Annotated in this window: 21 protein-coding genes, 1 other RNA gene and 1 pseudogene; 8 read left to right on the plus strand and 15 right to left on the minus strand. The window is 71.2% G+C overall.

Features of this window, described 5'->3' with window-relative positions; genetic code table 11:
- Nucleotides 1-8: 8 nt before the first annotated feature.
- From ACFVWY_RS31285 to ACFVWY_RS31305, 5 genes are all read right to left on the minus strand, one after another.
- A complete protein-coding gene (locus ACFVWY_RS31285) occupies nucleotides 9-287 on the minus strand; it encodes an acyl carrier protein (protein WP_389878274.1) in 279 nt (92 codons plus the stop codon).
- Between the two features lie 25 nt (nucleotides 288-312).
- Complete coding sequence (locus tag ACFVWY_RS31290) at nucleotides 313-2,025, minus strand: acyl-CoA dehydrogenase (protein ID WP_389878275.1); 1,713 nt, start codon at nucleotides 2,023-2,025, stop codon at nucleotides 313-315.
- The gene (locus tag ACFVWY_RS31295) at nucleotides 2,022-3,731 is read right to left on the minus strand and encodes an acyl-CoA dehydrogenase family protein (protein WP_389878276.1); all 1,710 of its coding nucleotides are present in this window, start codon (nucleotides 3,729-3,731) and stop codon (nucleotides 2,022-2,024) included. Before ACFVWY_RS31295 ends, ACFVWY_RS31290 begins: the two co-directional genes overlap by 4 nt.
- The gene (locus ACFVWY_RS31300; protein ID WP_389878277.1) at nucleotides 3,728-5,506 is read right to left on the minus strand and encodes a fatty acyl-AMP ligase; all 1,779 of its coding nucleotides are present in this window, start codon (nucleotides 5,504-5,506) and stop codon (nucleotides 3,728-3,730) included. Before ACFVWY_RS31300 ends, ACFVWY_RS31295 begins: the two co-directional genes overlap by 4 nt.
- Nucleotides 5,507-5,595: 89 nt before the next feature.
- The gene (locus tag ACFVWY_RS31305) at nucleotides 5,596-6,633 is read right to left on the minus strand and encodes an ArsR/SmtB family transcription factor (RefSeq protein ID WP_389878278.1); all 1,038 of its coding nucleotides are present in this window, start codon (nucleotides 6,631-6,633) and stop codon (nucleotides 5,596-5,598) included.
- A gap of 337 nt (nucleotides 6,634-6,970) precedes the next feature.
- Between ACFVWY_RS31305 and ACFVWY_RS31310 the strand changes: the two genes are divergently transcribed.
- The 5 genes from ACFVWY_RS31310 to ACFVWY_RS31330 all read left to right on the plus strand — a co-directional run bounded on the left by ACFVWY_RS31310 (nucleotide 6,971) and on the right by ACFVWY_RS31330 (nucleotide 12,392).
- A complete protein-coding gene (locus ACFVWY_RS31310; protein ID WP_389878279.1) occupies nucleotides 6,971-8,158 on the plus strand; it encodes a LeuA family protein in 1,188 nt (395 codons plus the stop codon).
- Entirely contained in the window at nucleotides 8,155-9,555 is a 1,401-nt protein-coding gene (gene leuC / locus ACFVWY_RS31315; RefSeq protein ID WP_389878280.1) for a 3-isopropylmalate dehydratase large subunit, read from the plus strand. The genes ACFVWY_RS31310 and leuC overlap by 4 nt, the downstream gene beginning before the upstream one ends.
- A 133-nt stretch (nucleotides 9,556-9,688) precedes the next feature.
- Nucleotides 9,689-10,288 (plus strand): 3-isopropylmalate dehydratase small subunit, encoded by a 600-nt coding sequence (leuD, locus tag ACFVWY_RS31320; protein WP_389878281.1) that lies wholly within the window; start codon nucleotides 9,689-9,691, stop codon nucleotides 10,286-10,288.
- Entirely contained in the window at nucleotides 10,285-11,313 is a 1,029-nt protein-coding gene (locus ACFVWY_RS31325) for an isocitrate/isopropylmalate dehydrogenase family protein (protein WP_389878282.1), read from the plus strand. The genes leuD and ACFVWY_RS31325 overlap by 4 nt, the downstream gene beginning before the upstream one ends.
- Nucleotides 11,314-11,366: 53 nt before the next feature.
- Nucleotides 11,367-12,392, plus strand: coding sequence for a MupA/Atu3671 family FMN-dependent luciferase-like monooxygenase (locus ACFVWY_RS31330; RefSeq protein WP_389878283.1), 1,026 nt, complete (start codon nucleotides 11,367-11,369; stop codon nucleotides 12,390-12,392).
- A 140-nt stretch (nucleotides 12,393-12,532) separates the two neighbouring features.
- Here the strand turns inward: ACFVWY_RS31330 and ACFVWY_RS31335 are convergent, their stop codons facing one another.
- The 6 genes from ACFVWY_RS31335 to ACFVWY_RS31360 all read right to left on the minus strand — a co-directional run bounded on the left by ACFVWY_RS31335 (nucleotide 12,533) and on the right by ACFVWY_RS31360 (nucleotide 19,305).
- Complete coding sequence (locus ACFVWY_RS31335; protein ID WP_389878284.1) at nucleotides 12,533-14,821, minus strand: pyridoxal-phosphate dependent enzyme; 2,289 nt, start codon at nucleotides 14,819-14,821, stop codon at nucleotides 12,533-12,535.
- Between the two features lie 142 nt (nucleotides 14,822-14,963).
- On the minus strand, nucleotides 14,964-16,466 hold the full coding sequence (locus tag ACFVWY_RS31340; protein WP_389878285.1) for an argininosuccinate lyase: 1,503 nt from the start codon (nucleotides 16,464-16,466) through the stop codon (nucleotides 14,964-14,966).
- Between the two features lie 365 nt (nucleotides 16,467-16,831).
- Nucleotides 16,832-17,587 (minus strand): SDR family NAD(P)-dependent oxidoreductase, encoded by a 756-nt coding sequence (locus tag ACFVWY_RS31345; protein ID WP_389878286.1) that lies wholly within the window; start codon nucleotides 17,585-17,587, stop codon nucleotides 16,832-16,834.
- A 178-nt stretch (nucleotides 17,588-17,765) separates the two neighbouring features.
- Complete coding sequence (locus ACFVWY_RS31350; protein ID WP_389878287.1) at nucleotides 17,766-18,311, minus strand: GNAT family N-acetyltransferase; 546 nt, start codon at nucleotides 18,309-18,311, stop codon at nucleotides 17,766-17,768.
- Between the two features lie 481 nt (nucleotides 18,312-18,792).
- The gene (locus ACFVWY_RS31355) at nucleotides 18,793-19,047 is read right to left on the minus strand and encodes a GNAT family N-acetyltransferase (protein ID WP_389878288.1); all 255 of its coding nucleotides are present in this window, start codon (nucleotides 19,045-19,047) and stop codon (nucleotides 18,793-18,795) included.
- A gap of 102 nt (nucleotides 19,048-19,149) precedes the next feature.
- Nucleotides 19,150-19,305 carry a hypothetical protein gene (locus ACFVWY_RS31360; protein ID WP_389878289.1) on the minus strand — a complete coding sequence of 52 codons (156 nt, stop codon included), beginning with the start codon at nucleotides 19,303-19,305 and terminating at the stop codon, nucleotides 19,150-19,152.
- A 109-nt stretch (nucleotides 19,306-19,414) separates the two neighbouring features.
- Here ACFVWY_RS31360 and ACFVWY_RS31365 point away from each other — a divergent pair.
- A pseudogene (locus ACFVWY_RS31365) lies at nucleotides 19,415-19,631 on the plus strand (TrmO family methyltransferase); the annotation flags it as partial.
- Nucleotides 19,632-19,836: 205 nt separating this feature from the next.
- Here ACFVWY_RS31365 and ACFVWY_RS31370 read toward each other — a convergent pair.
- The 4 genes from ACFVWY_RS31370 to rnpB all read right to left on the minus strand — a co-directional run bounded on the left by ACFVWY_RS31370 (nucleotide 19,837) and on the right by rnpB (nucleotide 24,679).
- A complete protein-coding gene (locus ACFVWY_RS31370; protein WP_389878290.1) occupies nucleotides 19,837-22,077 on the minus strand; it encodes an ATP-binding protein in 2,241 nt (746 codons plus the stop codon).
- Between the two features lie 181 nt (nucleotides 22,078-22,258).
- On the minus strand, nucleotides 22,259-22,882 hold the full coding sequence (locus tag ACFVWY_RS31375; RefSeq protein WP_389878291.1) for a DUF6879 family protein: 624 nt from the start codon (nucleotides 22,880-22,882) through the stop codon (nucleotides 22,259-22,261).
- Nucleotides 22,875-23,144 (minus strand): hypothetical protein, encoded by a 270-nt coding sequence (locus tag ACFVWY_RS31380; RefSeq protein ID WP_389878301.1) that lies wholly within the window; start codon nucleotides 23,142-23,144, stop codon nucleotides 22,875-22,877. The genes ACFVWY_RS31375 and ACFVWY_RS31380 overlap by 8 nt, the downstream gene beginning before the upstream one ends.
- A gap of 1,133 nt (nucleotides 23,145-24,277) precedes the next feature.
- Nucleotides 24,278-24,679: RNase P RNA component class A (gene rnpB / locus ACFVWY_RS31385), an RNA gene on the minus strand.
- A gap of 100 nt (nucleotides 24,680-24,779) precedes the next feature.
- On the opposite strand from rnpB, the gene ACFVWY_RS31390 reads away from it, so the two are divergent.
- Complete coding sequence (locus ACFVWY_RS31390) at nucleotides 24,780-25,523, plus strand: MerR family transcriptional regulator (protein ID WP_389878292.1); 744 nt, start codon at nucleotides 24,780-24,782, stop codon at nucleotides 25,521-25,523.
- Complete coding sequence (locus ACFVWY_RS31395; RefSeq protein WP_389878293.1) at nucleotides 25,520-26,125, plus strand: hypothetical protein; 606 nt, start codon at nucleotides 25,520-25,522, stop codon at nucleotides 26,123-26,125. The genes ACFVWY_RS31390 and ACFVWY_RS31395 overlap by 4 nt, the downstream gene beginning before the upstream one ends.
- The last annotated feature ends 127 nt before the right edge of the window (nucleotides 26,126-26,252 follow it).

A 26,252-nucleotide genomic window follows, 5' to 3' on the forward strand; every position in this document is an offset into this window, starting at 1 on the left:
GGGGAGCCTCAGGACGTGGCGCCCCGGGCCTCGATGAGATGTGCGGCGAGCTCGTTGATGCTGGGGTGGTCCCAGACGACGGTGGGATCGACCTCGACTCCGAGGTGGTCCTCGATGGCTGCGGCGAGCGTCAGCCCGGAGACGGACTCCAGCCCGTACTCGCCGAACGTGGCGGAGCGGTCGATGTCCTGCGCTTCGGTGCCGAGGAGCTGGGCGACCTCGGCGGCCAGCCAGTCCTGCAGGGCGGTCTGCTCGGACAGGATCTGCTGTCCGGTGGTACCCGGCATGGTGATCTCCTTGTGTGGGTTGCGGTCACGGCCTCGCCGCCCCGTGCCCGTCGGGCAGGAACCGCGCGGCGAGATCGAAGGAACGACCGGTGCGGAACCGGTCGAGCAGTTCGGCGTACAGCGCCTCCTCGGCGGCTTCGGGCAGCGCGGCGGGCCGGCCCCGCAGCCGCCCTTCGAGCCGGGTCAGCAGGGCCTGCGGCCAGACCTGGTCGTCCGGCAGGGCGCTACCGGCGTTGTGGCGCCAGATGCCGAGCACACAGGCGGCCGCGTGCACGTGTCCGAGGCGGGTCACCAGCGCGGCGGCGTCGGCGGGGGCCGTGACCGTGACGTCGCCGGGCCGCAGGGCGGCGCAGTCGCGTGTCAGTGCGGCGTGTTCGGCGAGGAACAGGTCACCGAGTGCGGCGGTGGGGCCGCTGAGCCCGGCGACGGACTCGGTGAGCGAACCGCTCAGGTGGTCGCGACCGCCCGCGGAGAGTCCCAGCCGGTCGAACTCCAGGGGCCCGAGGGGGGCGGCGAGGTCGAAGAGCCCGGCCGGGGCGTCCTCGGGGACGGGGGCCGACCAGGAACGGCGGGCGAGTACCGGAAGCTGGGGCAGTACGGCCGATTCGCAAGCGGCGCGGGCGGCGTGCCCGAAGCCGACCAGCCGGATGTCCCGCAGCAGCTTCTGGAAGATCGCGGTGGGTCCGGTCCGCAGGTAGAAGTGGGCGCCGAGCAGTTCGGACAGGGTGCTCATGGCGTCGAGCAGCACCGCCGACCCGAAGTGCTTGTACACGGCCGAGAGCACGCTCGCCTGGCCGGGCAGTACGTGCACGGCCCTGACCGCGGCCGCGCCGAAGCACTCGACGAGCAGCAGGTCGGCGAAGACTCCGGCGAGCGCGGAGCGCAGGTGGGGCAGGTCCGTGGCCCTGCCGCCGTAGAGGGTCCTGGCGGTCAGGTGGTTCAGCGCGACGCGCAGCCCGCTCTCCACCGGCCCGCACATCACGGCGGGGGCGAGGATCCTGGTGATCTGGAAGGACCTCATCGCCGTCTCCAGGCCGCGTCCGCGTCCCAGGACGGCGTCCGGCGGTACCGGGCAGTCGTCGAACTCGATGCCGTGCAGTTGCACGCCGCGCATGCCCGAGCTGGGGAAGCGGGGCAGGTCGTGCAGGCGGGTCCGGTCGAGGGTGCGCTTGTCGAGCAGGATCTGGGAGTGGCTGCGGCTGCCGGGGCGTTCGTCGGTGCGCGCGAAGACGATCAGCCCCTGGGCGCGGCTGACGTTGGTGACGACCTCCTTGCGGCCGCGCAGCACGGGTGTGCCGTCGACGTCGACGACCGCGCATTCGGCGCCCGCCATGTCGTTGCCGTGGGCCAGTTCGTGGTAGGCGGCGGCGAGGCGGTGGTTGCCGAGGATCAGATCGGCCGCGGTACGGCGCTGCCGCTCGTCACCGGCGAGCCAGACGTTGACCGAGGAGATGAACGAGCTCATGCCGTAGCCCAGCCCGAGGGAGGGGTCGCGGCGGTAGAGGGAGCGCAGCGCGGCCACCACGTCGTCGAGCCGGGACATCCGGCCGCCCAGCTCTACGGGGACGAACTCGGCGTTGAACCCGTACGCGTCCAGGGCGCGTTCCGCCGCGGAGCACATCTCACCGCGCTCGTCGGCGTCCAGCAGCGCGGCGAAACCGGTCGGGTTGCTGTCGTCGAAGGGATCCCCGAGGTGGCGCTCAAGCCTGTCGACGCGGGAGCGGTCGATGGTGGTCATGATCCCTCCAGTCCGGAGAGCAGCGAGAACTCCCCCTCGGCGAGGTCAGCGGAGAACAGTGCCTCGCAGAGCAGGTCACGGGCGTCGGGTCCGGCGGGTGTTTCGAGCCCGAGCCTGCGCAGGACGGTGGCCAGGCAGGCGCGTACCCACAGGGCGTCGCGCCACCAGCGGGCCCCGGGCGCGGGCTCGTTGTGCTGCCACAGGGCGAGCGAGGCCGCCCCGGCGAACACCAGCTCGTAGCGCTTGGCCAGTTCGAACGCCGCCGCGGACGCGCCCTTGGCGCTCTCCCGGTACGCGGCGATCTCCTCGTGCAGCCGTGCGGACTCCTGGGCCAGGGCACGGGCGGCGGCGGCGATGTCCCCGGGGCCGCGGCGGGCGGCGAGCGAGGCCGCTTCCTCCAGGGACTGGACGACGCTGGAGCCGCCCCCGCTGGTCAGGGTGAGCCGGCCGAGGTCCAGCGGCGGCTGGGCGGCGCCGAGGGAGGCCGCCGTACGCAGGCCCGGTCCGTCGTGCGTCCCCCGGGCGTGCGCGCGGGCGAGCAGCGGGAAGGCGGTGATCAGGGCGTGCCGGTTGACGGCCGTGCTGCCGTCGAAGACGGCGACGATGCGGTGGTCGCGGTCGAGCTTGGCGAACGCGCCGTGTTCCAGGACTCCGGTGAGGAACCCGCGTACACCGAGCAGTTCGGCCAGGGCGTCCACCGAGCGCTGCACGGTCGTGGGGACGAACGCCTTCGTCACGGCGGAGGTGACGGCGAGTTCGCGGGTCAGGGTCTGGGCGCTGCGCCCGGCCAGTACGGCGACGGCCTCGGCGAGCAGTATCCCGGAGGCGGCTTCGCCCAGGGCGCGGCGGATGCGCGGCAGGTCGGCGAGGCGCTGCCCGTACAGGCGGCGGTCGGCGAGGAAGCGGACGGCGATCGGCAGGGCGCGGTCGGCGGCGCCCAGGGAGAGCGAGGTGGCGCAGGTCCGGGTGACCTGGAGCGACTTGAGGAGTACTTCGAATCCGGATCCGGCCGGTCCCACCAGGGCCGTGTCCGGCACGCGCGCGCCGTGGAACGTGATGCCGCTGATGTCCGCGCCGCGGATGCCGTGCGTGGCTTCCTTGGGGAGCGGGCGGCAGGCGCCCTCGGGAAGGGTGTTCTTGTCGACGAGGACGAAGCCGAAGCCCCGCGGGCCGCCTTCCGGCGCGGTACGGGCCAGTACACAGGCGAACCGGGCCCGGGTGGCGTTGTTGATCAGCCACTTCTCGCCGTCCAGTTCGAGCCCCCCGGCGACCGGGCGGGCGTTCAGCCGGCCAGCGAGGAGGTCGCTGCCGGTGCCGCGCTCGGTCAGCGCCCAGCACACCTCGGCGCCGGCGCGGATGTCCCGGGACAGCGCCTCGGCCTGCTGTTCGTCACCGGCGACCCAGACGGGCATGGCGCCGAGGAAGGTCTTGCCGTGGGCGATGGCGACGGTGAGGTCGCGGCGGGCGACGGTGCGCAGCGCGGCCATCGCGCCGTCCAGGCCGTGCAGCAGCCCGCCGTGGCGTGCGGGGACGTAGTGCGCGCCCAGGCCCGCCTCGGTGAGCAGCCGGTGCGCGGCGCGGGGGAACTCCTCCGCCTCGTCCAGCCGGGCCAGTTCGGCGGGGTCGAAGGCACCGCCGGGCCCGCAGGCCCGGGTCAGCAGCGCGTCGAGTGCCGCCGCGTCGGCCCTGGTGGCAGAAGTCGTCACGCCGTACGCCCCTGTCCGGTGAGAGCGGCGTACCGGCTGTCGAAGTCCGCGAACAGCGGCTCCACCGCACCGGAGAGGAACAGCTGGCGCATGGCGGCGCGCTGGATCTTGCCGCTCGTGGTGCGCCGCACCCCTGCCCTGCGGACGAGCACGATGCCGGCCGCGCGGACGCCGAACTCCCGGGAGACCGTGTCGCGCATGGCGCGCGCGAGTACCCGGGCGTTGTCCGGCGAGGGACGTCCGCGGACTTCCTGGAGCACGATGAGCGCGTCGTCGGCCGTGCCGCCCCCGGCACCGTCGGCCGGTACGGAGAAGACCGCGCCCGGCAGCCCGTCCAGTTCGGCGTGCCGGTCGTGGAGGGCGTGCTCGATGTCCTGCGGGTGCAGGTTGCGCCCGTTGATGATCATCAGGTCCTTGCGGCGGCCGGTGATGTAGAGCTCCCCGTCCAGGAAGCCGCCCAGGTCGCCGGTGCGCAGGAACGGCCCTTCGCCGTCCTCGGTGCGGGCCTGGAACGCCGCGGCGGTCGCCTCCGGGTTCTCCCAGTAGCCGTGGGCGACACTCGCGCCGCGGAGCCAGACCTCTCCCACCGATCCGGCGGGCAGCTCCACGCGGGTGTCCGGGTCGACGATCCGTGCCTCCACGCCGTGCACCGCGCCGTTGCTGGGCACCGCGCGCCCCTCGGCGTCCGGCGCCGCCCTCCTCAGCAGCCCGCGTTCCAGTTCCGCCGGGTCGAGGTCGGCGACGACCGCTTCGCGGCCGGGTGATCCGGAGACGAAGACGGTGCACTCGGCGAGGCCGTAGCAGACGCCGAACGCGTCGGGCCGCAGGCCCGCCGCGGCGAAGCGCTCGCTGAACCTCCGGATGGTCGTCGCCTGGGCCGGCTCGCCGCCGCTGAGGGCGTACCGCCACCGGGACAGGTCGAGGGTGGCCAGCTGCTCGTCGGTGACCTTGGCGACGCACAGGTCGTGGGCGAAGTTCGGTGCGGCGGAGAAGCCCAGGTCGTACCGGTCGACCAGCCTCAGCCACTGCACGGGCCGCTTCACGAACGTCACGGCGGACATCAGGACCACCGTGCTGCCCATGGCCAGCGGCGCGAGCGTCTGCCCGATGAGGCCCATGTCGTGGTAGAGCGGCGCCCAGCCGCCCGTCCTGACCGGCTCCTCGGAGCGGAGCGACGACACGAACGACGCGATGTCGCAGAGCAGGTTGCCATGGGTGATCGTGACGCCCTTGGGCTCGCTCGTGGAGCCCGAGGTGTACTGGAGCATCGCCGTCGTGCCGTGGTCGGCCGGTGCGAGACGCGCCAGGTGGCCCTCGGTGTCGTCGAAGGTGTCGCTGGCCAGGACGCGCAGGCCGGGCAGCGCGGCCTCGTCGGCCCATGCCCGCACGGAGGCGAGGTTCTCGGTGTCCGTCAGCACCACGGATATGCGGGCGTCGGAGACGATCGAGGTGACCCGCTTGCGGTCCTGCTGGTAGCTGCCCGGCATCGGGGCCAGCACCGCGAGGGTTCCGGCGTACAGGCAGCCCGCGAAGGCCGCCACGGCTTCGGTGCTCTGCGGGTAGAGCAGCAGCACCCGGTCGCCGGGGCCGGTGTGCGTGCGCAGGACCTCGGCGATGGCTCCGGCCCGCCGGTCGAACTGCTCGTAGCTGAGGGTGTCCGCGTCCCCGGTCTGCGGGTCGCGTACGAACACCACGGCGTCCTGGTCCGCCCGGTCGCGTACGTGCTCGCGCAGCAGGGCGCCCAGGGAGGACGCGTTCCTGATGTTCTCGGTCATGTCGTAGCCCACTGAATGCCTCTCCGTACCGGTGGCCGCCTGTCGAGGGCCGACGCGGCGCCGCGGCGGGTGATTCGGGTCTGTGCGCGTCAGGCGGAAGCGCGGCTCGGCGCGGAATTCCGGGGGACGCGGTGCGGCCGGTGCCGCGGGGACGTTCCTGGAACGTCCGTGAGGGGTGTGCACTGCTGCGAGCGGCCGGAGAACGGCGTGCAGATCTCGGACAACGCGGCAGTGCCCGGGGGAAGCGCCGAGTCCGTCTGGGAGAGTTCCTCGCCCTCCCTGAGGAGGATCAGGCCCAGGTCGGTCAGGGAGTGCAGCACCGCGTTGAGCTTGCGGCGGCTGGTGATGAGTCCGGCCTCCCGCAGCACGGTGGTGTGCTGGCTGGCGGCGGCGGCCGAGATGCCGAGCCGGCGTCCGAGCTCGGTGGTGGTGCAGCTTTCCGTCAGAGCGCTCAGGACACTCGCGCGGGTGCGGCCCATCAGCGCGCCCAGGGCCCGGTCCTGCTGTTCGGGCTCGTCCCACATCGCGGCCGCCGTCACGGCGTCCAGCGGTACGGGGTACACCAGGACGGGCGGGGTGTTACGGCGGTCCGGGCAGGAGTACACCACGGGCCTGCTGTGCAGGAACAGCGAGGGGACGATCATCAGGCCGGTGCCCTCGGGGCGGATCTCCCCGTCCAGGCCGTTGTCCAGCTCCAGCACCGGGGAGTTCCACTCGATGCGCGCGTGCAGGGTGCCGAGCAGGGCCTCCACCCCGCCGCCGAGGAAGATCCGGCTGCGGTGTTCGGCGTCGGCCCGGAGATAGGCGTTGATGCGCTCCCAGTAGGGAGCCACCACGCGCTCGAAGAAATCGTTGTCGTCGGCGGTTCCGCGGCTTCCCGCCCAGTTCTGCAGCACGGCTGCGCCGCTGGCCTGCGCGAGCAGCTTGAGGTGGTCGGGGACGGAGGGCCTCGGCGGAAGGCGCAGGGGGCCCGACTGGCTGACCAGGTCCCGCCAGCGGCCGAAGATCGTTCCACCGTTCCTGCGGCGGAGGAGATCGGCAGCCAGCGCCGTCTCGACCGCCGGATCACCGGCAGACGCGATGGTGATACGCGTCAGGTCTTGGACGGTGAAATGAATCCGCTGCACTGATCTCCCCCAGATCATGGACGAATTTCGAACCAGCCGGTAAGAACGACATGGCTCATGGAGTATCGTCCGAGGTCTGTGGCACCGCAATGAGATTTAGATCAAGACGAATGATGGCCGCCACCTCCCCCCGTCGACACGCAGCGTAGCCGCACGCATCCGCTGCGTCACCGATCGGTGCGATTCTCATTGCAGGGACTTTCGTCCGAGCATGAAACCCTGCACTCCCCGCTCCAGGCCGAATTACGATCCTCCCGGTGCAAAATCGGAGCAGGCCGAGTCAGTGCGGCCCGTCCACCCGAAAAACGGCACTCGACACCGTCCAGGGGGCGACCAGGTGACCACCGAAAGCACATACCGCCGACGCCGGATTTCCGTATTCGACGCCACATTGCGCGACGGGGAACAAGCACCGGGCAACGCGATGTCGCCGGAGCAGAAATTGCCGCTGGCACTCGCGGCCGAGGCGTACGGCGCGGACATCGTGGAGGCTGGTTTCCCCGGCTCGTCCCCGGCGGACGCCGAGGCGACGCGACTGATCGCCGAATCCCTGACGACCGCCCGGTTCGCGACCTTCAACCGGGCGTCCACCGCCGACGTCCGGGCCTCCATGGCCGCCGGCGGGGCCCGCCCGAACCACCAGGTCCAGATCTGCGGGACCGGCAGCGACCTGCATCTTGAGCACAAACGCGGCATCACGCGCGCCGAGTCCGTCCAGGAGGTCCGCGACGCGATCCGGCTCGCCGCCGACCTCGGCGCGACCGACATCTCCTTCGGTGTGGAGGACGCCAGCCGGGGGAGCAAGGACCACATCGAGGCCCTTGTCACGGCCGCCGTCGAGGACGGCGCGACCACGGTGATCCTCGCGGACACGACCGGTTGCGCGACCCCGCAGGAGTACGGCGATCTCTGCGCCGCGGTACGTTCGTGGATTCCGGATGAAGTCATCCTCTCCACACACTGTCATGACGATATGGGACTTTCTCTCGCCAATGCACTTGCCGGAATCCAGGCGGGGGCCAACGAGGTGCAGGCAACACTCGGAGGTATCGGCGAACGCGCCGGTAACACTCCGCTGGAAGAACTGGCATCCGTACTGAGGCACAAAGGTGACCAGTTCGGCGCGAGCATGGACGTGAAGCTCGACGGCCTTTATCCGGCATATCTTCTGCTCTCGGAAACGATCGCACTGAACCCGTCGCGCAATAAAGCAGTTTTCGGGATCAACGCATTCGCCACGGAAGCCGGAATCCACCAGGCCGGAATTCTGAAGAACCCGATCAACTACGAATACCTGAATCCGCATCTGTACGGGCGTGAACGGTCGCTGCTGGTCGGTCGGCACTCCGGCCGGTCGATCCTGCGCTACCTGCTCGACCGCATGGGTGTCACGGCGGAGGAGGAACTGGTCGAGGGGCTCTACGAGGAGTTCGTGGCCTCCCGCCCGGCCGGTGAGTGCGACGAGCTGAACGACCTGGCCCGGCGGATCGCGGACCGGTTCACCGAGGCGGCGAAGACCTCGTGAGCGCACCCTCCACCCTCGTCGACAAGCTCTGGGACGCACACGTCGTCCAGCAGGAGGAGGACGGGGCCGATCTCCTCTACGTGGATCTGCACCTGGTCCACGAGGCCACCTCGGCTCAGGCGTTCGACGGGCTGGCCCAGGCGGGCCGCCGCGTCCGGCGGCCGGACCTCACGCTGGCCGTGGAGGACCACAACGTCCCCACCGACTCCCTGACGATCAGCGACCCGATCGCCTCCCTCCAGGTCGAGACCCTGCGGAGCAACTGCGCCGACCAGGGCATCCGGCTCTTCAGCCACGGGGACGACCAGCAGGGGATCGTCCATGTGGTGGGCCCCGAGCTGGGGATCGTCCTGCCCGGGATGACGGTCACCTGCGGCGACAGCCACACCTCGACCCACGGCGCCTTCGGCGCGCTGGCGTTCGGTGTCGGCACCAGCGACGTCGAGCACGTCCTGGCCACCCAGGTGCTCGCGCTCCAGCGGCCCCGGACGATGGCCGCCGAATTCGTCGGCACCCCCCGCGCGGACGTCACCGCCAAGGACCTCGCCCTGGCCCTGCTCGCCGAGCTCGGGGCCAACGGCGCCCACGGGCACGTACTGGAGTACCGCGGCGAGGCGGTGCGCGCCCTCACCGTCGAGGGCCGGATGACCCTGTGCAACATGAGCGTCGAGGCGGGCGCCCGCGCCGGTGTCGTCGCACCGGACGAGACGACGCTGGACTACCTGCGCGGTCGCCCGGAGAGCCCGCGCGGGGCCGACTGGGACGAGGCGGCGGCCTACTGGGAGGGCCTGCGCACCGACGAGGGCGCGGTCTTCGACCGCACGGTGGTGATCGACGTCTCGTCGCTGACCCCGTACGTGACCTGGGGCACCAACCCCGGCCAGGCGGTGGGGATCGGCGACCGGGTGCCCGACCCCGCGTCCCTCGCCGACCCGGTGGAACAGGCCGTCGCCCGCAAGGCGCTGGAGTACATGGGCCTCACGCCCGGGACCGCCATGCGGGACATCGCGATCGACTCCGTCTTCCTCGGTTCCTGCACCAACGGCCGTCTGGAGGATCTGCGGGCCGCCGCCGACGTCCTGCGGGGCCGTGCCGTCGCCCCCGGCATCGACATGCTGGTCGTCCCCGGCTCCATGGAGGTGCGGCGGGCCGCCGAGGCGGAGGGCCTGGACAAGGTGTTCACCGAGGCGGGCGCGCAGTGGCGGTTCTCCGGCTGCTCGATGTGCCTCGGCATGAACCCCGACCGGCTGATGGCCGCCCAGCGCTGCGCCTCCACCTCCAACCGCAACTACGAGGGCCGGCAGGGCACGGGGGCGCGCACCCACCTCGTCTCCCCCGCCGTGGCGGCGGCCACGGCCGTCACGGGCCGGCTCGCCGCCCCCGCCGACCTCGGCTGACACCGGGACCGTGACGCGGCGGCGCCCCGGTCAGCACGCCGACCCGACCGACCACGCGGACCGGCTCCGCTCCTGCGGCCCGACGGCCGCAGGAGCATCCGCCGCGGCCGTCGAGCCAACAGGAACGAGGAACATGGAAGCGCTCACCGAGCACACCGGCACCTGTGTGCCGCTGCGCCGCAGCGATGTGGACACCGACCAGATCATCCCGGCCAGGCACTGCCGCAAGCTCACCAAGACGGGCTTCGCGGACGCCCTGTTCAACCGCTGGCGCGAGGACCCCGGATTCATCCTCAACGAACCGGCGCGCTCGGGGGCGAGCATCCTGGTGGCCGGGCCGAACTTCGGCACCGGCTCGTCCCGCGAGCACGCGGTGTGGGCCCTGCGCGACTGGGGCTTCCGGGCGGTGATCGCACCCAGCTTCGGTGACATCTTCCTGCGCAACGCCCTGCGCAACGGGCTGCTGGCCGTACGGCTGCCGCAGGACGCCGTGGACGGGCTGCTGGACCGCGCCGAGGCCTCGCCCTCCTTCGCCCTCACCGTCGACCTGCGCGAGCAGCGGGTCGTCGACGGCGGGCGGAACTGGCCGTTCGACGTGGCGGCCCGTGCCCGCAAACTGCTCCTGGGCGGCCTGGACGACATCGAGGTGACCCTGAAGTCGACGGAGGTCATCGCGCGTTACGAGGAGGACCGGCCCCGCTGGATGCCCAGGCCGTCGGGGGGTGTGCGGTGAAGCGCATCGCCGTACTGCCCGGGGACGGGATCGGCCCCGAGGTCACCGCGGAGGCACTGCGCGTACTGGCGGCGGTGGCCCCCGACATGGAGACCGACGTTCTCGGCCACGTCAACGCCGACACCTTCCTGGCCGGCGGTCCGGCGCTGTCCGACGAGGACTTCACCAGGATCGCCGGCAGTGACGGCGCCCTCCTCGGAGCCGTCGGCGACCCGCGCGTCACCGATCCCGGCTACGCGCGCGACGTGCTGCTGCGGCTCCGGTTCGACCTCGACCTCTACGTCAACCACCGCCCGGCGAAGCTGCTGCACGACCGGCTCAGCCCGCTGCGCGACCCCGGACGCCGGGCGATCGACTGCACGGTGGTGCGCGAGAACACCGAGGGCCTGTACGCGGGCATCGGCGGCACACTGCGCGCCAACACCCCGCACGAGACCGCCATCGACACCGAGCTGAGCACCCACCGCGGGGTGAGCCGGGCCCTGGAGTTCGCGTTCGCCCACGCCACCACCTCGGTCTGCCTGGTCGACAAGGCCAACGCCGTGCCGAACAACGGCTCGCTGTGGCAGCGCTGCTTCCGCGAGGCCGCGGCCCGCCACCCCGGACTGAAGACGCGCCATCTCTACGTCGACGCGGCGGTGATGCACCTCGTCGACGACCCGACGGCGTTCGACATGATCGTGGCCAACAACGCGCACGGCGACATCCTGAGCGACCTCACCGCCCAGCTCGCGGGCGGCATGGGGACCGCCGCCTCGGCCAACCTCAACCCGGAGACGGGTTTCGCCCTGTGCGAGCCGGTCCACGGCTCGGCTCCCGGCCTCGTCGGCACCCAGACGGCGAACCCGCTGGCCGCCATCCTGAGCGCCGCGCTGCTGCTGGACCACGCGGGACGCGACGGCGAGGCCGCCGCGGTGCGCGACGCGGTCGGCCGGACCATCGAGAAGCGGCTGTGCACGCCGGACCTCGGGGGCTCGCTCAGCACCTCGCAGACGGGTACCGCCGTACTCGACGAACTGTCCTGACCAGCCCGCGCCGACGCCGCGCGCGGTCGCCGTACACGAACAAGAGGTAATCGGTGGACTTCGGCCTGTTCTACTTCGCCAACAACTCGGCCAGCACGGACGGCTACCGCCTGCTGCTCGACGGGGCCCGCTTCGCGGACAGCCGGGGGTTCACCTCCGTGTGGACGCCCGAGCGGCACTTCCACGCCTTCGGCGGCGCCTACCCCAACCCGGCCGTCACGGGCGCGGCGGTGGCGGCGGTCACCGAGCACGTGCAGATCCGCTCGGGCAGTGTGGTGGCGCCGCTGCACCACCCGCTGCGGATCGCCGAGGAGTGGTCGGTCGTCGACAACCTGTCCAACGGCCGCGTCGGCCTGTCCTTCGCGTCCGGCTGGCACGCGGCGGACTTCGCCCTCGCCCCGCACAACTACGCCGACCGCAAGGAGGTGCTGGCGCGCACCATCGCGGACGTGCGGGAGCTGTGGCACGGCGGCGCCATCACCGTGACCGACGGCGACGGGGAGACCCGCAAGCTGCGCACCTACCCGGCGCCGGTGCGCGAGCGGCTGCCGGTCTGGCTGACGGCGGCGGGCAATCCCGAGACCTTCCGCGAGGCGGGTGCGATGGGCGTCGGCGTCCTCACCCACCTGCTGGGGCAGACGATCGGTGAACTCACCGAGAAGATCGCCGTCTACCGTGCGGCACTGCCCGAGGGCGACCCCGGCCATGTGGTGCTGATGCTCCACACCTTCCTCGGCGACGACCGGGACAAGGTGCGCGAGACCGTGCGGGAGCCCTTCAGCGCCTATCTGCGCAACTCGCTCGGGCTGCTCCTCAAGGCAGCGGGCGACATCATGCCGGACCTGGATCCGGACGACCTCAGCCCCGAGGACATGGACTTCCTGGTCTCCCTGGGCTTCGACCGGTACTTCGAGACGGGCGGCCTCTTCGGCACCGTCGAGGAGAACGCGGACCTGCTGCGGAGCGTCCGGGACGCCGGAGTCGACGAGGTGGCGTGCCTGATCGACTTCATCGACGACGCCGACACCGTACTGGACGGCCTGGAGCACCTCGACCGGCTGCGCCGCGCCTGGGCCTGATCCAGGCCCGGCTCCTCCCCACGACGAAGGCTCCTGACAGACCGTCCCGCCTCGCGGGCGGTGGTCCGTCAGGAGCCTTCACTCGTATGTGCCGGAAACCTTCACGCGCGGGGCCGACGGCCCCGCGCGCGCGGCCGTCGTCAGACCGCCGGGTCGTCCGGGGCGGCGGGCGCCGTGCCGGTCACCTCCAGGCGAACCGCTTCGAGGGCGGCGTCCAGAACGCTCCCGACCCCGGCCGCGGTGTCCGCGCCCGCGATCACATGACCGAGCCGGTCGTAGGCGTTGCGCGCCGGGCGCACCCGGGCCCCGGTCCGCCCGGTGACCTTGACCTGCTCGACACCGCTGAGCCGGGTGGCCTCCGGTACGCCGCTGACGCCCGCCAGCACCCCCTCCCGGTCCGGGACCAGGAACTGGATGCCCGCGTGCCGCTCACGGCTCGGGGTGAGTACGGGGGCCAGGCCCACCGCGGCCCGCAACTGCTGCTCCAGCAGATCGGTCCCGGTGGCCAGACGGATCAGTTCCGGGATCATCCCGCCGGCCAGCCTCGGGTTGATCTCGATGATCACCGGCCCGCGCGGGGCCAGCCTGACCTCGGTGTGCGTGGGGCCCAGCTCGATGCCGCAGGCGGTCAGGGCCGCCGTCACGGCGTCGGCAAGGGCGGTACGGACGCCGGCCGGCAGCGGGGCCGGGAAGACGTGCCGGTTCTCCACGAAGTACGGTGTGCCGCCGACCCGCTTGGCGGTGATGCCCACGCATTGCGCCACCCCGTCCCGGCTGAACATCTCCACGCTGAACTCGGGGGCGTCCACGAACTCCTCGACGAGCACGGTCCTGGCGGTCGGCATGCCGCGCATGTTGGTGCGGATGCCGAGGATCAGCGCGGCCTGTGCCGCCGCCTCCTCCTGCGTACGGCACAGGAGCACGTTGTTGGAGCCGGAGTCGTCGGCCGGCTTGACCACGCACGGCAGGCCCACCGAGGCCACCGCGCCCGCCACCTCGTCCGGCCCGGTCACCACGGCGAAGCGCGGCTGGCCGACGCCCGCCCCGTCCAGGGCCGCGCGCAGCAACGCCTTGTTGCGGCACACGGTGACCGCCTCCACCGGGTTGCCGGGGAGCCCCAGCCACTCCGCGATGTCGGCGACGGCCGGTACGTAGAAGTCGCTGGTCGTGGTGACACCCGCGATCTCCTCGCGGGAGAAGCGCTCCTGGACGGCCGCCCGGATCGCGTTGGCGTCGTTGGTGTCGCAGCGCAGGACCTCGGAGCCGGTCTCCTCAAGTCCCGCGTACCGGTCCGGGTCACCGGTCAGCAGCACGGGCCTGAGGTCGAGCGCGGCGGACGTGCCGAGGGCCATCATGCCCGTCCCGGTGGTGTTGGACTCGATGAAGAGCAGATGCCGGTCCTTGTCGACGTCCCCCTTGGTGACCGCGCGCGACCAGGACCGCACGGGCGTCCCGTAGTCGACGGCCTCCGGCGCCAGGGCCGCCTCCAGCTCGCCGAGCCGCTGATCCGCCCAGTGGTCCGGGTCGTGCACGGTCTCGGCGTAGCGGTCCCCCCGGTCGGGGAAGATGCCCACGATCCGGCTGCCCGGCCGGGCACGTGCGGCGACGTCGCCGAGAACCCGGTAGACGGAACCGGAGGTGTTCCCCGCGAAGATCTGCTGCTCTCCCGCGAGGGCCACGGTCGCCTCGAACGCCTCCCGGTCGTTCAGCCAGTGCACCTCGTCGATGACCCGGCGGTCGAGGTTCTTCGGCAGCAGGCTGTTGCCGAGCCCGCTCTGAAGACGTTTCGGCTCGTCGGGCTGCTCGAACAGGACGCTTCCGACACAGTCCACCCCCACCGCCCAGAGGTCGGGCAGGGAACGGCGCAGGGCGCGTACCGAACCGCACAGCGAGCCGCCGGAGCCGACCGCGCCCACCACGGTGTCGATGCGGTCCAGATCGGTGAGGAGTTCACCGGCGAGCTCCCGGTACGCGCCGGGGTTGTCCGGGTTGCTGTACTGCTGCGGCCAGAAGGCCCCGGGCAGCTCGCGCATCAGCGCGTCGAGCCGTTCGAGCCGGGCGCCCTGCCAGCCCTGCGACGTCATCTCGGAGACCACGTGCAGTTCGCAGCCGAGGGAGCTCAGCTTGGCCCGGGTCACCGCGTCGATCCGCGGGTCGGTGACGATGTGCACGTCGTGGCCCAGCGCCCTGCCGACCAGCGCGACACCGAGCGCCATGGTGCCCGACGAGCTCTCCACGATGGGCGCTCCGGGGCGCAGCACCCCCCGGCGTCTGGCTCCGAGGATGATGTGGCGGGCCACCCGGTCCTTCATCGCGAACGGGTTGGCCAGTTCGAGCTTGGCGTACACCTCGACGCCGCTCGGGGCGTCGAGTCGCAGCCGGACGAGCGGAGTCCGCCCGATGGCCTCGTACATGCTGCCGTAGATCACGGTTTCCCTCCCCTTGTCGCGGCGTCGGCGCACTCGCTGTCCCCGCCGGGCGGGCGGGGACAGCGGGCCGTTCCCGGCAGCGGCGCGCGTACCGCGTGTGCGTACCCAACGTGCCCGGCGGGCGGTCCCATCGGGGGACCGCTCACCGGCCGGCTCCCAGCAGAGCGTCCGTCTCCGCGAAACCCGCGCTCACCAGGGCGGCGCGCCGCGCCCACTCCGCACGCAACCGCGCGTACTCGCCCTCCTGTTCGCGCAGGACGGCGGCGGTGGCGTCCGGGTGCGCGGAGCCCGCGGAGGCGGTCCTGCGCAGGCCCGCGTCGACGTCCCGCACCGCGTCCAGCGCCGAGGCGGGGTCGGTGAGGGTGAACCCCCGCTCACCGGCGACGCTCCGCAGCAGCTCCGGGTCGGGCTCGCCCGGCAGCAGACCGGCCTCCATCGCCGCGACGATGTACGCTCCCGCCACCACCTGCGCGCGCCGCCACGGCACCCCCTCCTGGAGGGTGAGGGTGTTGGCGAGGGCGAAGCCGCCCAGGTACTCCCGCTCGCAGGCGGCCCGCATCCGGTCGGCGCGGAAGACCAGCCGGTCGATGACCTCCGTGAACAGCCGGAGCACACTGCGCAGTGTGGCGTAGGCGTTCGCCAGGTTCGCCCCGGCCTCCTTGCCGACCTCGACGAGGTTGGTGTACGGGGTGTTCCGCTGCCCCAGCACCGCGTCGAGGTGGTACGTGGGCAGGTGCGCCGTACGGCCCCGGATGCGTTCCAGCACCGGGAAGTTCTTCTTCTGCGGCATGGCGGACGAGATCCCGCACAGTTCGTCGGGCAGATCGATGAAGCCGAACTCGCTGCTGCCCCACGTCAGCAGGTCGGTGGCGAACCGGCTCAGCGCCAGGCCGAGAACTCCCATGTCGGCGGTCACCTCGGCCACCCAGCCGCGGGAGGCGATCCCCGTCAGCGCGACCGGCTGGGACCGCTGGAAGCCCAGCAGCCGCGCCATCCGGTCACGGTCCCAGGCCAGCTCCTGGCCCGCCATCGCACCGGAGCCCAACGGGCTGGCGTCCAGGCCGTCATAGGTCGAGAGCAGCCGCCGCAGCGTGTGCAGGACCTGCTCGGAGACGGCCGCCAGGTAGTACCCGGGGCTGATGATCTGCGCGGCCTGGAAGTGCGTGTGGCCGGGCATGGGCAGTTCCCGGTTGGCTCCCGCCAGCCGGTGCACCGCCTCGCCGAAGCCCAGCAGCGCCTCCGCCGCACCGGCCAGCTCGTGGCGCCCGAACATCAGCTGGGCGGTCGCCTGGAGGTCGTTGCGGCTCCGGTCCACGTGCCAGGACGGGACCGGGCGGGGCAGCCGCTGCTCGACGTACCGCTCCAGGGCGAAGCTGATGTCCGACATGTTGGCTTCCGGGTCGGCCACGAGCGCCTCGGCGTCCGCCGTGTGCAGCGCCCCGCCCAGTGCCCGGGCGTCCGCGTCGGTGATCACGCCCAACCGCGCGTACTCGACGGCCAGTACCTTCTCGATCGCGATGTACCAGGGCAGAAGTCTGGTGACCTCGTACTGGAAGTGCGGGCCGAGCACCTCCTCGTGCCAGAGTGCGCTCGGACTGCCCGCGACCCGACCGCTGAGCGGTGCTGGACCACTGTTCTGCGTCATGTTGGTTTCGCCTTCGGTGGTCGGCGTGTGTTCTCCCGGCGCGGGAAAGATCGCCCGGTGCCGTCCCACCTGTCAACGTGATTCGCTCCCCCCTTTCGGAGGGGGCGTTCGCTCCGGCCACGATGGCCGTTTCACCCCGCCGTGCCCGATTCCGCACCGACGTGGCGCGTGACGGCCCCCGCACCGGGAAGGGCCGTCGCCCCGGGGCGCCTCGGCGAGGTCCGCCGCGCGTTCGGGCGCATGGGCTCGCGTCACTTCGTACGACTGGCCGCGCTCCCCCGCCGCGACGCCACCCGGTGCGCCCCGCCACCCCCGCCGTCCCCGCCACCCCGGCCGGGGCGAAGGCGCCTCCCGTCCGCCACCGCTCAGCGGAGCTTGATCGCGCCGCCGTCGGCCATGAGGGTCTGACCCGTCATGTACTGGGCATCGTCGCTCGCGAGGAAGGCGACGACGGGGGCGACATCCCGCTCCGGGTCGCCGAAGCGTCCCAGCGGCACCTTGGCCGCGGACTGCGCGTACTGCTCGGGGCGCGCCTGCGCCCACTGGGCCACGCCCGCCGTCAGGGCCATCGGGCAGACCACGTTGACGCGGATGTTGAGCGGCGCCCACTCGTTGGCCACGACCCGGCTCAGGCCGCGGATGGCCTCCTTCGCCGCCGCGTAGGACGCCTGGTTGGGCTGGCCGTCGAGCCCGGCTCCGGAGCCGAAGTTGATGACCGAGGCGTTGCCGGTCTTCCTGAGCTCGGGCAGGGCCGCCAGCATGAAGTTGCGCGTGGCGTACAGACCGGTGTCCATCGCCAGGTCCCAGTCGTCGTCCGTCTGCTCGTCGAACGGCTTCTGGCGCGACACACTCGCGTTGTTGACCAGGACGTCGAGCTTGCCGAAGCGCTCGACGGCCGTCGCGACCGCGCGTTCGGCGACAGCCCGGTCCGAGACGTCCCCGCGCAGGAAGACCACGGCGTCCCCCAGCTCACGGGCCAGCGCCTCTCCCGCCTCCTCCTGGAGGTCGACGACGACGATCTGAGCCCCACGTGCGGCGAACAGCCGGGTGATGGCCCCGCCGATGCCAGAGGCTCCGCCGGTGACGACGGCCACCTTGCCCTGCAGACCCGGTGAACTCATGGGGTGATTCCTTCCGTGAACGCCTGCGGCGCAGGCCCCGCCCAGCGCTCACAGCCCCCACGCCGAGCGAATGTGCACCATGCACTTCATATGCACAATACACATATGGTGCACGGTGCACCACCTGGGGCGGGGTGGGTCCGGCCCATTCATCACCCCGTCCCTCACACCCCCGTGGTCACCGCTCGGGCCGCTCGGGCCGCTCGGGCCTCTCGATGCTCCGGTACCACCGGATCTCGCCTTCGTGCCGCAGATCGGTGGGGACGAGCCCGGCGGCAGCGGCGACACCGGCGGATGCCCGGTGCCCGGGGTGGATGTGCGCGAGGACGGTGTGCACCGACCGCTGGCCGAGCCAGTCGACGAGCCCCCGGGCCGCCTCCCCCGCGATGCCCCTGCCCTGCCACGGCGTCCCCACCACCCAGGCGACCTCGGCGACGGTCCCGTGGCCACCAGAGGTGACGGTCGCCTGGACCGTGCCCGTCAGACAGGACGCGTCACGGAGCCGGATCACCCAGTTCAGCCAGGACACGTCCGGGTCGGGGGAGCCCGCGGTCAGCCGCCGGTAGCGCGAGCGCAGGGCCTCCGGGGTGTCCGGAGCACCTCCGGTGAACGTGTGCAGGCCGGGGTCGGACAGCACCGGGGCCATCTCCTCGGCATGCCCGACGCGCAGCGGCACCAGGTCGAGCCGCCCTGTACTGATGACCTCGGCCACAAGAGTGCTCATGCCGCGCCCGCCTCCATAAATGCTGGTCTCTCCGGCCGGACACTACGCGTCATGCGCCGAAGGCGGCCAGGATGACCCGGTCGACCAGGGCGAGGCCGCCGCCCCCCGGTGACGGGAGGATTTCCCCAGCTCAGCCGACGCCCGCGCCAAGCCGCCCAGCACGGCTGCCTCCATGGCTGCCTTCATGGCCTTCTTCGTAGCGGCGCGGTCCGGCCCGAACCGGTGCGGAACGGGGTGGTGCGGCGCCCGCGATTCCACGAGAAGAGGCTTCTGACCTGCGATAGCGAAGGTCAGAAGCCTGAGAGGCAGACGAGTCGGGCTGTACGCCGGGGACTGCCGCCGCAACGCTATGACCTGCACAAACGTGCAGGGAAGGCGGTTGCATGGCTACCTTGATGGCTACGCGAGCGCGGCTGCGCCCTCAGCGTGAAGCCCCCGCCCCGGCACCAAACCGTCCAGCGGAGGCCTCATCGCCTCAGGGTCAGTCGGTCCGCAGCGTGCGCACCATCACCGCGTACACGGGAGAGTCGTCGGAGGGCTTGGCCTCGTCCCCCTTCTCGTAGCCCCATTCCTCGTACAGCGCTTGCACCCTGGGATGGGTGGAGTCGACGAGGAGCGTCACGAAGTCGACGTCGGCCGATTGGATCAGCGCGTCATGGATCTGCTGCGCCCGGCCGGTGCCCTGCCACTGTGGCATCACCATCAGCTCGGACGGGGCGAAGATCCGGCCGCGCACACCCCTCGGCCGGTCCGTTCCCTTCCACCATCCGCCCGGTGTGAACTTCGAACCGTACGCGTACCCGACCGGGCCGTCGTTCTCCCACCCCGAGACGCACCGTCAGCCCTCGCGCCCCGACCACAGGTCGACGAAGTACGAGAACCTTTCGCGCGAGTGGAACGGGTCGGGATCGTTCGCGTACACCTCGTCGTGGATGTCCAGGAGCAAGGAACGGACGTCTCGTGCGTCGGTGTGCGTGTACCACTTCAGGTCCATCGGCGTGACTCCTTGATCCAGTTCACAACCTCGGGCGCCTTCGTGCCCGTGGCCTCGATGACTTGGCGCGTTCTGGTAAGGGTGTTCATCGTGCGCTGAGGCCCGGACGCCGACGACCGGAACGTTCGTACACCACAACCACCGGCGCCCCGCCCGTATCGCGACGTCGTTCCCGCGACTGCTCCGAGCGGATGGGCGCGACCTCCACGTGACGGACCTCGACGCCGTCGACGGCACACCGGTCGTCGACTTCGTGGCCTGTCACACAGCCCTCGTGGCCGACCGAGATGCTCCATGACTACTGGAGGGATGCGCGCGAGCAGTGAGCGAGTGCCGATGGAGGGCTGGCAGCCCATCGAGTCCCTCCTCGTACGACTGTCGTTCAATCTGCCTGTGCTCGTGGCTGAGCGCCGGTTCCACACCCGGAGTGAGGACCGTGCGGCCGCACATGATGATCACGACCCCGGCGTTCCTCGAACGGCTGTATCTCCGTCGAGCCTGGTGGCGTCGTTGGTCACATCAGCGACGGCGTCAACCGGCAGCTCGGGTCAGCAACGCTTCTATGCGGGAGCGGATGGATGTGGCCCGGGGGTCGGTATAGGGGGTCAGGTGGGTCAGGGCCTCGATCCAGTGGCCACGGGCAGTCTCCGGGTCCTCCGGGTGAACGGCTGCGGCCAGGTGGTCGAGTTCCAGGGCGAGCTGCCACGTGTCCCCTAGGTCGCGGTGAACGGCCGAGGCTTGGCGATGGAAGGTGGTGGCCTCGCCGTGGCGGTCCATCGCGGCATACGTCTGGCCCGTGCCGCGCCAGGCCAGGGCTTCGCGGCTGCGGTCGCCGAGGCGTCGGTGGAGCATGGCGGAACGCTGATAGGAGGTCAGGGCGTCGCCGTGCTGGGCGGCGGTGCGCTGAATGTCGCCGAGGGTGAGGAGCCAGAAGCCTTCCCGGGTGTGGTCGCGGAGGGCGAGCGCGATGTCGAGCGCCTCGTCGATGGATCGCCGGGCGGCATCCATGTCGCCCTCTTCGAGTCGCAGGGCGGCTGCGATCCGAAGGAGGTTGCCTTCACCGCCACGATTGGCCAGGGCCCGGTGCGCGGCAAGCGCCTCGTCGATGACCGAGGCGGCCTCGGGCAGGCGGCCGGCGCTCAGGCGAGTGCTGGCGATGTTGGACAGTGCGGTGGCGGTTCGTTGATCGTTCCCCAGGTCTCGGAAGACGGACATGGCCTGCCCGAAATGCGCGTCCGCCAAGTCGAGTTCGCGCTGTCGTAGATGGATCAGGCCCATGAGGTTGAGGGCCTGGGCCTCGTCGAACCGGCTCTGCGAGCTGCGAGCCAACGTGACGGCTCGCTCCAGAGCGTCCAGGCCCTCGGAAAAATTGTTCAGAGCCCTGTGCGCGATGCCCGTGTTGATGAGCAGCCGTGTCTGCGCTCTCTGTTCCTCTCGTCTTGTCGCTGCCTCCCATCCGATTCGGCCCAGTTCCAGCCAGTCCCGTTCCGACGAGGAGGCGGGACGTGCGAACCACAGGATGGTGGCCAACTGCCAAGCCGTCTCGTCCATTCCGTTTCGGGCGGCGTCGCGCACGACGGGGAGGAAGTTGCCCTGTTCCCGTTCGGACCAGTCGACGGCGGCGTTGTAGTCGGTGAAGACGAGGGGAGTGACTTCCGGCAAGGGTTCAGGCAGTGGCAGGTGGTCCTCTGACGGATAGAGCCACGTCTGGGCAGCGTCGGCGGTGTGGAGGTACCAGCTCAGGACGCGTCGTCGCGCCGCTTGCCTTTGGTCGGACGACTCCTCTGCCTGCGCAAGGTCGGTGGCGTACGCGCGTAAGAGGTCGTGGAACTGGAACCGGTCCGGAGCGGTCTGCTCCAGCAGGTGGGCCCCGACCAGATCGTCGAGTAGCTGGCGTGTTCGGCTGGGTGTGGCTTCGCCGAGGGCGGCGGCAGCGGGGAGGCTGAACGCAGCTCCAGGGTGCAGGCCAAGGAGGCGGAAGAGGCGGGCAGAGTGCGTGGGCAGAGCGCGGTAGGACCAGGTGAAGACCGAACGGATGGCTTCGGCCTCTTCATCGATGCCGGTGCTGAGGGCGTCCCAGAGGGCGGACTCGTCACGCAGGTCGCTGATGAGATCGTCGAGTCGCATGTGCGGGTGGCTGGCGGCCCGTTCGGCGGCGATCCTCAGGGCAAGCGGCAGACGGGCGCACAGGCGCGCCAGTTCTGCAAGTTTGTCGCTGTCGTCCTCGGGTCGATAGCCCCTCGTGACCGCGCGCAGCAGCGCGACTGCCTCCGGCTCCGGAAGCGTACCAAGGGTGATCCTATGGGCGCCGTCACGCACCGAGAGACCCGCCAGGCGGCTGCGGCTGGTGACCACAACAAGGCTGTCTCCTCCGCCGGGGAGCAGCGGCCGGACTTGGCTGACCGTGGCCGCATTGTCCAGGAGGATCAGGACCCGGCGGTCGGCGATCAGTGAGCGGTACATCGCTGCTGCGTCGTCGACGTCCTGAGGAACCTCGGCCGGGGCCACGCCCAGGGCCCGCAGGAAGCGCTGAAGTGCCTGCGCGGCTGTGACTGGTTCTCCGGGATCGTACCCGCGGAGGTTGACGAAGAGCTGGCCGTCGGGGAACTGGTCCTTGACCTGGTGCGCCCAGTGCAGGACCAGCGAGGTTTTGCCCGCACCCGCCGTGCCGGCCACCACGTGAACGGAGACGACGAAGCGCCCGCCGTTTCGGTCGGCAAGCACCGCGTTCAGCTGTCCCAGTTCGTCGAAGCGGTTGACGAAGGTGTTCACGTCGGCTGGGAGCTGGCGTGGGACGGGCCCCGATGGCCCCGAGGCGGCGACGTGGTGGAAGTGGATGTCACCAGTAACGCTCCCGGCCTGTACGACATCGCGAGACGACCCGGAGAGGTCGTTCTGCGAGTCTCCGGGTCGCCTGTTGCCCTCTGTAGGCACGTCGATCGATGCGCCCTGGTCAGGCCGCAGGCGGCGGAGGCAGGTCGGCCACGGCACGGCCGAAGTACGCCTGGACGTCCTCCGCAGCCGCGTACAGTTCCTGCAGATACTCCGCCCATTTCCTCACGGTGCTGGGATCGGTGAAGCGCATCGCCCCGTCCGGTTGACCAGCAGCGGTGTACAGCACACGGTAGAGAACCCGACTGTCCAGAAGGCTCAACTCCGGCAGCAGCGTATCGCCCTCCGCGGCGGCGACCGCGGAAACAGGCAGGACGCGAACGGAATGCCCGCATTCCGCGCTCAGTCGTAGCCAGTGCAGCTCCCACTGCACATACGGCGTCAGCGGCTCCTCAACCACACGAATACGATGAAGGACCGCCCCGCGCGACGCTTCATCCCTGGCCCTTCGAACCAAGGCGTCACGCTCAGCCTCGAACAGCCGCAGCACTGCTGGCCAGTCCCCCTGACGCAGCGCCTCCCGGCTGTCGTCGTTCGTCTCCTCGAAGTGCTGCAACCGCTCCAGTTTCCAGGACTCCCCATCGCGGATCGCCGCGCGCCGCTCCCGGAAGTCCCGCTTGTAGTCCTCGCGTGTGAGCCGCTCACCTAGCTCGTCAGGGAGCCCAGGAGCGAGGAGATCAAGCATCGGGAATGTCCACCTTCGCCGCACTCAGCATGTTGCCCGGGATGACGACCAACCGCTCGTCCGGCCCCAGGTTCACCTCACCCGGCAGGCACGACCGGTAGTGCGCGGTGAGATCGCGGCCGATCACGGCAACGTCGCCGTTGCTCAGCTGCCAGATGTCCGGGCACTCGTCGTCGTCCTTGGAGTTGCCCAGCTCCGCCGCCGACTTACCGAGGCGCTTGACGAATAACGCAGACGGATCGGCTTCCCATGCGCGGGTCACGACTGCCTCCAGTATCCACGCCATCACTGAAAGTGTCCTCAACGATACCAGGCACACCTGGATGCATACATCAGGAAAACCGCCAGTCCACGCAGCACTCCCCCAGCGGACGCGCGGGCGTCCTGAGCTACTCCTCAATACCGCATGGTGATCCGAGTCATTAGATGGCGGGACGCAACCCCCTGCGTCGACGGCATCCGAACCGGGGGCCGCCCGGGACGTCGCAAGGGTCAACCGAAGCCTTCAACTCTCCCGCGCGGGAGGAGCTGTAGGGCTGTTGAAGGTGATGCCGAAGAAGTCCCGACCCTGGACCACCGGACCATACTGGGTACCGCCGCTGACTGTGTTGGTCACCGAGCCCTCAGCCAACGCTGGAAGCTGGCCACGCCACAAGTCCAGCGCGGCAGCGAACTCCGGGTCAACGGCCGCCCGCGCGGCGAGGGCACCACTCAACGCTTCTGCCCGTGCCGGTTCGCCTGGCGCCTCGCTCAGCGCCACCAACTCGGCCTCCCCGGGTGCCTGGGCTCCCGCCTGCCTGCCGAACGGTCTCCGCACCAACTCACTCAGCGTCGCCCATGCCTGCCGACCCAGCTCGCCCCCGGCCCCGCCTGCCAGCGCCGCCAACACTCCCACCGATACCGGATCCAAGGCGTCTCCTCGACTACACGCTCCCGGTCTCATTTCGACTGACCCACGGTAGAGGCGCAGCCATCCTCACCGCAGCCCGAATCTCTGAACCTTTCCAGACGCCGCTCAAATGAGCCGAGTCAGACCGCCCGCCGCCGTCCGGGGCAGCAGACTGCACCGAGCCCGAGACGATGCCGCGCAGGCCCTGCGTACGGCCGGCAGTCCAGCCGGTGGCATAGACGAGCAAACCGCTAGCAGGCGGCAAGGCCGTGACGCTCGCTTCGGTCAACTGCGGGGTAGGGCGACAGCGTGATGTCCCATCGACCCGAACCAGCTCAGAGGCGTCATCCGCCCCTCCGCTCCAGGGACTTTTCAGGGACTTTCAGCTCTGTCCGGGGGACTTCCCAGGGACCTTCCGCCGCCTAACACGGCAAGCCCCCGAAAGACCGGAAAGAGCCTCCGGCACAGGTCAGAGGCCCTTTCCAAGGCAAAGCCGCAGGTGGCGGCAGACGAGTCGGGCTGTACGCCGGGTTCTGTCACCCGGTCGCCTCGCGGCGGCCGGGGAGACGGCCATCCATCTAGGACCGGCATTGCTGCCGGTCTCGTGCGGTCTACCCGCGGACTCGGGCGGGCCGCCCTCGGTCATCCGCGCAGAGCCGTCTCGCGACGGCCCCTCTTGACCTTGCTCCGGGTGGGGTTTACCTAGCCGCCTGAGTCACCTCAGGCGCTGGTGGTCTCTTACACCACCGTTTCACCCTTACCGAGGACCGAGGTCCTTGGCGGTCTGTTTTCTGTGGCACTGTCCCGCGGGTCACCCCGGGTGGCTGTTAGCCATCACCCTGCCCTGTGGAGCCCGGACGTTCCTCGGGGGGATCCGGGGATCCCCACGCGGCCGTCCGCCCGACTCGTCTGTCGTGCCGACCATGGTACCCGGCAGGGGGCGGGCGGAGATCCGGAGGACCGGCACGCGCTTGACCTTGTCGCGGCGTCAACGTTTCTACTGGCCTCATGCGTATCGGAGAGATGGCCGCACTCGTCGGGGTCACCACACGGGCGATCCGGCACTACCACCGCATCGGGCTGCTGCCCGAGCCCGCGCGCCGGGCCAACGGGTACCGCGTCTACGGCGTGCGGGACGCCGTGGTGCTGGCCCGCGTCCGGCGGCTCACGGAGCTGGGACTCGGGCTGGACGAGGTACGGGACGCGCTCGCCGACTCCCGGGGGCACGAACTGATGGAGGTGCTGGCCGAGCTGGACGCGGACCTGGCCCGGCAGGAGGACGCGATCCGGGAGCGGCGGCGCCAGCTGGCGCGGCTGCTGGAGGGGCCGGTCTCCGACGACGAGCCCATGTCCCCGGCCCTCGCCGAGCTGCTGGGGACGGGGCTGGTGACCGGTTCGCCCATGGCGGCCAGGGACCGCGAGCACCTGGTGCTGCTGGACACCACGGGGGCCGACGGGGAGCTGCACGCCGCGCTGGCGCCGCTGGCCGAGGACCCGGCCGTGCTCGCGCTGTACGAGCGGCTGGACGCGCTGGAGGGGGCCGCCGTCGACGATCCCCGGATCGCGCCGCTGGCCGCCGAGCTGGCGGCAGCCGTGCCGGACGCGGTGCTGGCGGCGATCCCCACGGACGGGCCCGTCCTGACCGGCCTGGGTGAGGCGCTGCTCGACGACTACGCGCCCGCCCAGGCCGAGACGGTGCGCCGGGTGATGGCCGCCCTCACCGTCCGTGTGGCGGAGCGGAGGGCGTCATGAGGGTGTGGCGGCGGCTGCGGCGGCTGGCCGGGCACGAACTGCGCGCGCTGCACAGTCTCGCGCTGTGGGTGCGCGGGCGGCTCCACGCGGTGCCCGAGGGCGCCCTGGCCGCCGCGTACACCGGGCCGCAGACCGCGATGATGTACGGGCTGCTGTTCGTCTCCGTGGTCGAGACCGTGATGCTGGCCCTGCTGATCCCGTGGCCGGTGGTGCACGCGGTGGCGCTGGTGCTCGACGTGTACGGGGTGCTGTTCGTGCTGTCGACGCACGCCGCGTGTGTGACCCGGCCGCATGTGGTGGGCGCCGACGGTGCGCTGCGGCTGCGCTACGGCGCCCGCTTCGACCTGCGGATTCCCGCCGGTACGGTCACCGCGGCGCGGGTCGAGCGGCGCTTCCCCGAGGGGGTTTCCGTGGGGGCGGACGCGGACGGGGTGCTGGATGTGATGGTGGGCGGCCAGACGACGGTGACGGTGGAACTGGCCCGTCCGGTGGAGTTCGTCCGGCCGATGGGGCGGCGGGGGCAGGCACACTCGGTACGGTTCCACGCGGACGATCCGGCCGCGGTCGTGGCCGCGCTCACCCGGGAGCCGCGGCCGTCCTAGGGTCTTTCGTTTGGATCAGGCTGGATCAGGGAGCGGGGGCTGGTGCGTGCAGCTGCAAGGCGGAGGAAGGAGCCGACGCGGAGCGTCGGTGACTGACGACAACGCGGCAGATGTGCGTGCCGGCCCC

Origin of the sequence: Streptomyces sp. NPDC058195 (assembly GCF_042883525.1) — a bacterium.
Lineage (GTDB): Bacteria > Actinomycetota > Actinomycetes > Streptomycetales > Streptomycetaceae > Streptomyces.